The organism is Pseudomonas sp. YQ_5, assembly GCF_043103305.1.
GTDB classification, from domain to species: Bacteria; Pseudomonadota; Gammaproteobacteria; order Pseudomonadales; family Pseudomonadaceae; genus Aquipseudomonas; species Aquipseudomonas putida_Y.
In genome coordinates this window covers 70022-78460 of record NZ_JBICJS010000026.1, presented here as the reverse complement: position 1 = coordinate 78460, position 8439 = coordinate 70022, and the positions used below count along the sequence as shown (strand labels likewise).

Here is an 8439-nt window from a genome sequence, read left to right as displayed (position 1 = left end):
GCGTCCGATCAGACAACAGTTTGGTTTGGTTGGAAGCATTCGCGGGCGAGCCCGCTCCTACAGGTGTTTTGCCGAGCGTTGGCGTATTTGCCATTTTTCGTGGCGGAAATGGCACCATAGTCCATCCTTGACAGAAAGCTGAGCTAAACGTAAGTTTCAAACAACTGTTTGATCGGCTTCCGCCAAGCGCGGGTCACCCCACAGAACTCACCTAGAGGTTCATCGCAATGCCTGACTACAAAGCCCCCTTGCGTGATATCCGCTTCGTTCGCGACGAGCTGCTTGGCTATGAGGCGCACTATCAGAGCCTGCCGGGTTGCCAGGACGCCACGCCCGACATGGTCGACGCGATCCTTGAAGAAGGCGCGAAGTTCTGTGAGCAGGTGTTGTCGCCGCTGAACCGCGTGGGTGACCAGGAAGGCTGCACCTGGAGCGAATCGGGGGTGAAAACCCCAACCGGCTTCAAGGAAGCCTACCAGCAGTTCGTCGAAGGCGGCTGGCCTAGCCTGGCACATGACGTCGAGCACGGCGGCCAAGGCCTGCCAGAGTCGCTGGGCCTGGCCCTGAGTGAAATGGTCGGTGGTTCGAACTGGTCGTGGGGCATGTACCCAGGCCTGTCGCATGGCGCGATGAACACTATTTCTGCGCATGGCACTGCCGAGCAGCAGCACACCTACCTGACCAAGCTGGTGTCCGGCGAGTGGACCGGCACCATGTGCCTGACCGAACCGCACTGCGGCACCGACCTGGGCATGCTGCGCACCAAGGCCGAGCCACAGGCCGACGGCAGCTACAAGGTGTCGGGCACAAAAATCTTCATTTCGGCCGGCGAACACGACATGGCCGACAACATCGTCCATATCGTTCTGGCCCGCCTGCCGGACGCACCGGCCGGTACCAAGGGTATTTCGCTGTTTATCGTGCCGAAGTTCCTGCCCAACGCCGAGGGTGGCGTGGGTGAGCGCAACGGCGTTAGCTGCGGCTCGATCGAACACAAGATGGGCATCCACGGTAACGCTACCTGCGTCATGAACTTCGATGCTGCCACCGGCTACCTGATCGGCCCGGCCAACAAAGGCCTGAACTGCATGTTCACCTTCATGAACACTGCTCGCCTGGGGACCGCACTGCAAGGCCTGGCCCACGCCGAAGTGGCGTTCCAGGGTGGCCTGAAGTACGCCCGTGAGCGCCTGCAAATGCGTTCCCTGACTGGCCCGAAAGCGCCGGACAAGGCTGCCGACCCGATCATCGTCCACCCGGACGTGCGTCGCATGCTGCTGACCATGAAGGCCTTCGCCGAAGGCAACCGCGCGATGGTGTACTTCACCGCCAAGCAGGTGGACATCGTCAAGTACAGCCAGGACGAAGAAGAGCGCAAGAAGGCCGATGCCCTGCTGGCGTTCCTGACCCCGATCGCCAAGGCATTCATGACCGAAGTCGGTTTCGAAGCCGCCAACCACGGCGTGCAGATCTACGGTGGCCATGGCTTCATCGCCGAATGGGGCATGGAGCAGAACGTGCGCGACAGCCGCATCTCCATGCTGTACGAAGGCACTACCGGAATTCAGGCCCTCGACTTGCTCGGTCGTAAAGTGCTTATGACTCAGGGCGAAGCCCTGAAGGGCTTCACCAAGATCGTGCACAAGTTCTGCCAGGCGCAGGAAGGTAACGAAGCGGTCAAGGAGTTCGTCGAACCGCTGGCGGCCATCAACAAGGAGTGGGGCGAGCTGACCATGAAAGTGGGCATGGCTGCCATGAAGGACCGTGAAGAAGTGGGTGCGGCTTCGGTCGATTACCTGATGTACTCCGGCTATGCTTGCCTGGCCTACTTCTGGGCCGACATCGCCCGCCTGGCCGCTGAGAAACTGGCAGCTGGCACCAGCGAAGAGGCGTTCTATACCGCCAAGTTGCAGACTGCCCGCTTCTACTTCCAGCGTATTCTGCCGCGTACCCGTACCCACGTGGCGACCATGTTGTCGGGTGCCAACAACCTGATGGCGATGGACGAAGAGCATTTCGGCCTGTCGTACTGATACTGGCGCTGTACCCAAAACCCGCCTGCCCTGACCGGTAGGCGGGTTTTTTACGTCTTCGGGTTCAGCGCGGCCCCTTGCAGGAGACCGGAAGCTGGTAAATCCAACCGCAAATTCAACTGTTCCAGTGCACTGCCGATGAAGTGAGGGCACAATGCCATTATTGATCTGCCGGGTTGGAGATTACCCTTGTTTCGTCTTAACGCTGTTCGCGCAAGCCACTTCCTGCCGTCGCTGTTCTTGTTGCTGGCAGGGCTCGCCGCAGCCTATGTGAGAGACCTCAGCGTCTTTTTCACATCGCTGTTCAATGTCCTGCCTACCTTGGTTCTACTGCTGGGCGGCGCTTACTGCGCGGTCTACCGCCGCCAGCGTGAGCTGTTTCTGATGCTGACGGTGTACATCGCCTACTTCCTGCTCGATACCCAGACCGACTTCTATCGTGACCATGGCCGCGTGCGTGAGGACGCAGCGGTGATCTTCCACCTGGTCTGCCTGCTGCTGCCGGCGCTGTTCGGGCTGTATGGCGCCTGGCAGGAGCGTACGCACCTGCTGCAGGACCTGGTCGCCCGCGGTGCTGTGTTGTTTGCCGTAGGCAGCGTGGCGGTCGCCCTCCAGCAAAGCTACCCCGAGGCGTTGCTGACCTGGTTGGCGGAGATCCGCTGGCCGGCTTTGCATGGTCACTGGATGAGCCTGATCCAGATGGTCTACCCACTGTTCCTTGGTGTATTCATTCTGCTGGTGGTGCAGTACCTGCGTGCACCCCGGCCGCTGCACGCCGCGCAGTTGATCGGCCTGCTGGGCATTTTCTGGATGCTGCCGCAAACCTTCATCCTGCCGTTTACCCTGAACATCATGTGCAGCCAGGTAATGCTGATGATCGCCGCAGCAGTGGCGCACGAGGCTTATCAGATGGCTTTCCGTGACGAGCTGACTGGCCTGCCGGGGCGCCGTGCGCTGAACGAGCGCATGCAGCGCTTGGGGCGCAACTATGTCATCGCCATGACCGATGTCGACCATTTCAAGAAATTCAACGACACCCACGGCCACGATGTCGGTGACCAGGTGTTGCGGTTGGTCGCCAGCCGCTTGTCCAAGGTCACCGGCGGTGGTCGCGCTTACCGTTATGGTGGGGAAGAGTTCGCTTTGGTGTTCGCCGGCAAGACCGCCGAGGAGTGCGTGCCGCATGTGGAGGCCGTGCGTGAAGTAATCGCTAATTACGTGATGCACCTGCGCGACCAGCACAACCGCCCGCAGGACGATACCGCCGGGCGCCAGCGCCGCGCTGGCAGCGGCGGCGGCACGGTTTCGGTCACCATCAGTATCGGCGTGGCCGAGCGCCAGGCGGATCATCGCAACCCCGAGGCGGTGCTGAAATCCGCCGACCAGGCGCTTTACAGCGCCAAAGGTGCGGGGCGCAATTGTGTCATGGTGCATGGGCGACAATCGCCGCGTGGGGCAGTGCGTACAGCGTGACCGTGCGAAACTATATAGTCGATTGATGACCCTATGTCTCGCAAAAGTTGTTCGGTTACACTGCCAGTAACCCCAGTGTCGCGGTTCCCCGAGACCGCCCCGACCCGACTAGCGAGAGGTTGTCATGGCTGACTATAAAGCGCCCCTGCGCGACATGCGCTTCGTACTGAATGAAGTCTTCAACGTGGCCGAGCAGTGGACGCAGTTGCCCGGGCTGGCGGAGGTCGTCGATGCCGACACGGCCATGGCCGTGCTGGAAGAAGCCGGCAAGGTTACCGCCAAGACCATTGCGCCGCTCAGCCGCGCTGCCGACGAAGAGGGCTGCCACTGGGACAACGGCGTAGTACGCACCCCAGCCGGTTTCATCGAGGCCTACAACACCTACGCCGAAGGCGGCTGGGTGGGCGTGGGCGGTGACCCGCTGTTCGGCGGCATGGGTATGCCCAAGGCCATCTCGGCCCAGGTCGAGGAAATGGTCAACGCGTCCAGCCTGGCCTTCGGCCTGTACCCGATGCTGACCGCTGGCGCCTGTCTGTCGATCAACGCCCACGCCAGCGAGGCCTTGAAGGAAAAATACCTTCCGAACATGTATGCCGGCGTTTGGGCCGGCTCCATGTGCCTGACCGAGCCGCATGCCGGCACCGACCTGGGCATCATCCGCACCAAGGCCGAGCCCCAGGCTGACGGTAGCTACAAGGTCAGCGGCACCAAGATCTTCATCACCGGTGGCGAACACGACCTGACCGAGAACATCATCCATCTGGTGCTGGCCAAGTTGCCGGATGCACCGGCGGGGCCGAAAGGTATTTCGCTGTTCCTGGTGCCAAAGTTCCTGGTCAATGAAGACGGTAGCCTCGGTGCGCGGAACCCGGCCACTTGCGGCTCGATCGAGCACAAAATGGGCATCCAGGCCTCGGCTACTTGTGTGATGAACTTCGACGAAGCAGTCGGCTATATCGTCGGTGAGCCGAACAAGGGCCTGGCGGCCATGTTCACCATGATGAACTACGAGCGCCTGGGTGTCGGCATTCAAGGCCTGGCGTCAGCCGAGCGCTCCTATCAGAACGCCGTGGAGTACGCCCGCGATCGCCTGCAGAGCCGTGCCCCGACTGGCCCGCAAGCCAAGGACAAGGCTGCCGATCCGATCATCGTCCACCCGGACGTGCGTCGCATGCTGTTGACCATGAAGGCACTGATCGAAGGTGGCCGCGCGTTCTCCACTTACGTGGCCATGCAACTGGACAGTGCCAAGTACAGCGAAGACGCCAGCGTGCGCAAACGCAGCGAAGAGCTGGTGGCACTGCTGACGCCGGTGGCCAAGGCCTTCCTCACCGACCTGGGTCTGGAGTGCGCAGTGCATGGCCAGCAGGTATTTGGCGGGCATGGTTACATTCGTGAGTGGGGGCAGGAGCAGTTGGTGCGCGATGTGCGCATTACCCAAATCTACGAGGGGACCAATGGCATCCAGGCCCTCGACCTGATGGGCCGTAAAGTGGTGGCCAGCGGCGGGGCATACTACAAGCTGTTCTCTGATGAGATTCGCCAGTTCATTACTCATGCAGGCAGCGAACTGGACGAATTCACCAAGCCATTGCGTGCTTCGCTCGATCAGCTCGATGGGTTGACCGAGTGGGTATTGCAGCAGGCCAAGGGCAACCCGAATGAAATTGGCGCGGCTTCGGTCGAGTACCTGCATGCCTTCGGCTATGTTGCCTATGGCTATATGTGGGCACTGATGGCGCGGGCGGCGCAGGCGGGCGATGGGGATGCGGCGTTCTATTCGGGCAAGCTGGGTACGGCGCGGTTCTATTTTGCACGGTTGCTGCCACGGGTGGATTCGCTGGTGGCTTCGGTGAAGGCGGGGAGTGAGTCGCTTTACCTGCTGGATGCCGAGCAGTTCTGATATTGAGGGCTACCCAGTGGCCCCGATTCCCCAGATATCTGGGTATGAATCCCCGTGTAAGCTTTTTCCTACACGACGTGGTGACTTTTCACCACTGTTCTAAGATTGGATCCACGGTTAATCTTTACCACATGGACGTTGCGCAGGAAGCGCAAAGGACAGATCAAGGACGACGACGAAGGAACACCTGCCAGGATGGCGGGGCGATACGGATGTCACAGGGAAACAGTCTGGGAAACCCCGCTTCGGCGGGGTTTTCTTTGCGTGCGTGTTTTTCAGGCCAGCACATCCAGCGGTGATGCCCCCAACAGACGAGCGTCCGTCTCTTCCTCCAGCAATGTGCGCAGCAGCTCTACGGACGCCTGCTGGCGCTGGGCATCGCGGAAGACCAGACCAACCTTCAACGGTACGCGCGGCTCGCTGAGCGGCTTCCACAGCAGCCCCTGATCATCTTCGGCGGCCTCCTTGGCGCGTCCCGGCAGAATGGTAGCCAGCGCCGTGTGCGCGAGGCTATCGAGAATCCCTGCCATATTGTTCATCTCTGCCTGCACCTGCGGCCGTCGGCCCTGGCTGGCCAACTGCGCCTGCCAGATCTGGCGGATCTGGAACTCCTCGCCCAGCATCAGCATGGGCAACTCGGCGGCCTGGCGGATGGACACCTTCTTGAAGTCCTTCAGCGGGTGGGTATCGGGTATGACCAGTTGCAGCTCATCTTCGTACAACAGCAGGCCATGCAGACCTGGCTGGCGCGGCGGCAAGTAGCTGATGCCGATGTCCAGGCTGCCGTTGAGCAGGCGCCGTTCGATCTCCAACCCCGACAACTCGTAAATCTGCACGACCAGGTGGGGTTGAGCCTTGCGCAGCCGTTCAAGCAGCTGCGGTATCAGGCTTGGCCGCACGGTCTGCAATACACCGATAGCCAAGGTGCGCAGCGACTGGCCCTTGAAGTTGCGCATAGCCTCGTGGGCACGCTGCAGGCCGTCGAGCAACGGCAGGGCATGGTTGTACAAGGTGTGGGCGGCCAAGGTCGGCAGCAAGCGTTTGTTGCTGCGCTCGAACAGGCTCAGGTCGAGGCTGTGCTCCAATTGGCGGATCTGCTGGGAAAGCGCCGGCTGTGACAGCGACAGGCGTTCGGCGGCACGGCCTACGTGGCCTTCTTCGTACACCGCGACGAAATAACGCAGTTGGCGGAAATCCATAAGTAATACTTATCGAAAATGCTGGAAAAACGAAATGGTCGAAAACCCTGTTGAAGCCTAGTCTATCGCCGTATTCCAAAGGGTTACAGCGATGATTCGGTCGATTGTTACCATGGATGAAAAACACTTTTGATAGGCAAGGCAAAATATCGAGTGCCGGCATCAAGACCGCACCGTGGCTGCCCTTTACCGTGATTGGTTGGAGCCCTGATGAACCTGTTCAACCTGCGCCGCTCGGCTTCTGCCGCCGCCGCCGAGCCCAAGCGTGCGCCGGTGATCGTGCCGCAAGCATCCGAGCTGTCGCCTGATCGCCTGATGCCCGGCGCCGAACGTGCGGCGCAGGTATTCGTGCGTGGCCAGGGCTCCTGGTTGTGGGACAACGAAGGGCATGCCTACCTGGACTTCACCCAAGGCGGCGCGGTCAACAGCTTGGGCCACAGCCCCAGCGTGCTGGTCAAAGCGTTGGGAGCCCAGGCTCAGGCGTTGATCAACCCGGGCTCGGGCTTTCACAACCGTGGCCTGCTGGGGCTGGTCAATCGGCTGTGTCAGAGTACCGGCAGTGACCAGGCCTACCTGCTCAACAGCGGTGCAGAGGCCTGTGAAGGGGCGATCAAGCTGGCGCGTAAGTGGGGCCAGCTGCACCGCAATGGCGCCTATCACATCATTACTGCCAGCCAAGCCTGCCATGGCCGTAGCCTGGGCGCGCTGTCCGCATCCGACCCGTTACCATGCAATCGCTGCGAACCTGGCCTGCCGGGTTTCAGCAAGGTGCCGTTCAACGACCTGGCGGCGCTGCACGCCGAGGTGGATTCACGCACCGTGGCGATCATGCTCGAGCCGATACAGGGTGAGGCGGGCGTTATTCCCGCTACTCAGGAATACCTCAAGGGCGTGGAAACGCTCTGCCGCGAACTGGGCATCCTGCTGATCCTTGATGAGGTGCAGACCGGTATTGGTCGCTGTGGTGCGCTGCTGGCCGAGGAGCTCTATGGCGTGCGCGCCGACATCATCACCTTGGGCAAGGGCCTGGGGGGCGGCGTGCCATTGGCCGCCTTGCTGGCCAGGGGCAAGGCATGCTGCGCCGAGCCTGGTGAGCTGGACGGCAGCCACCATGGCAACGCGCTGATGTGCGCCGCCGGCCTGGCGGTGCTGGACAGCGTGCTGGAACCTGGCTTTCTGGCCCAGGTTCAGGACAACGGTCGTCACCTGCGTGAAGGCCTGAGCCGCCTGACCGGGCGCTATGGTCAGGGTGAAGTGCGCGGTCACGGGCTGCTATGGGCCCTGCAACTGAAAGACAACCTGGCCCGCGAGCTGGTGGCTGCGGCCCTGCACGAGGGCCTGCTGCTCAACGCGCCGCAAACGGATGTGGTGCGCTTTTCTCCGGCGCTGACTGTGAGCAAAGGCAACATCGACGAAATGCTGCTGCGCCTGGCGCGCGCTTTCGCCCGCCTGCATGCCCAGCAGCAGGCCCGCCGCGAAGTGCCGGCGTAGCGGCCTGCCAAAGAATTCAACGAACCGTCTGGCGTTCCTGCGCATCGCCCCTGGCCTGTTTCATTCGGCCCGGGGCGTTTTTTTTGCCTGTGGAACCTCTTCGGCTGGCAGCTAGTCTTTGATGTAACCCTTCAGGAGAACCTCGCATGGACTTTATCCGCATTATCATCGCCATTATCCTGCCGCCGCTGGGGGTGTTCCTTCAGGTCGGGTTTGGCGGGGCGTTCTGGCTGAATATCCTGCTGACCCTGCTGGGGTACATTCCGGGGATCGTGCATGCGGTGTACATCATCGCCAAGCGGTGACACAGGCTGAGCCCGCCCCTGCAGGAGCAGCAAAA

Annotated in this window: 6 protein-coding genes; 5 read left to right on the top strand and 1 reads right to left on the bottom strand. The window is 61.4% G+C overall.

Annotated elements, in window-relative coordinates:
- The first annotated feature begins 227 nt into the window (after positions 1–227).
- From ACF8EA_RS04430 to ACF8EA_RS04420, 3 genes are all read left to right on the top strand, one after another.
- On the top strand, positions 228–2033 hold the full coding sequence (locus ACF8EA_RS04430) for a phenylacyl-CoA dehydrogenase (protein ID WP_010951720.1): 1806 nt from the start codon (positions 228–230) through the stop codon (positions 2031–2033).
- A gap of 189 nt (positions 2034–2222) precedes the next feature.
- Positions 2223–3506 carry a diguanylate cyclase gene (locus ACF8EA_RS04425; RefSeq protein WP_021782689.1) on the top strand — a complete coding sequence of 428 codons (1284 nt, stop codon included), beginning with the start codon at positions 2223–2225 and terminating at the stop codon, positions 3504–3506.
- Between the two features lie 124 nt (positions 3507–3630).
- Positions 3631–5409 (top strand): acyl-CoA dehydrogenase C-terminal domain-containing protein, encoded by a 1779-nt coding sequence (locus ACF8EA_RS04420; RefSeq protein WP_021782690.1) that lies wholly within the window; start codon positions 3631–3633, stop codon positions 5407–5409.
- A 275-nt stretch (positions 5410–5684) separates the two neighbouring features.
- Here the strand turns inward: ACF8EA_RS04420 and ACF8EA_RS04415 are convergent, their stop codons facing one another.
- A complete protein-coding gene (locus tag ACF8EA_RS04415; RefSeq protein ID WP_021782691.1) occupies positions 5685–6608 on the bottom strand; it encodes a LysR family transcriptional regulator in 924 nt (307 codons plus the stop codon).
- A gap of 210 nt (positions 6609–6818) precedes the next feature.
- Here ACF8EA_RS04415 and ACF8EA_RS04410 point away from each other — a divergent pair, with 210 nt between their 5' ends.
- Together ACF8EA_RS04410 and ACF8EA_RS04405 are read left to right on the top strand one after the other, a co-directional pair.
- Complete coding sequence (locus tag ACF8EA_RS04410; RefSeq protein ID WP_392521171.1) at positions 6819–8099, top strand: aspartate aminotransferase family protein; 1281 nt, start codon at positions 6819–6821, stop codon at positions 8097–8099.
- 146 nt (positions 8100–8245) lie between these two features.
- On the top strand, positions 8246–8404 hold the full coding sequence (locus ACF8EA_RS04405) for a YqaE/Pmp3 family membrane protein (RefSeq protein WP_009681539.1): 159 nt from the start codon (positions 8246–8248) through the stop codon (positions 8402–8404).
- Positions 8405–8439: the final 35 nt, after the last annotated feature.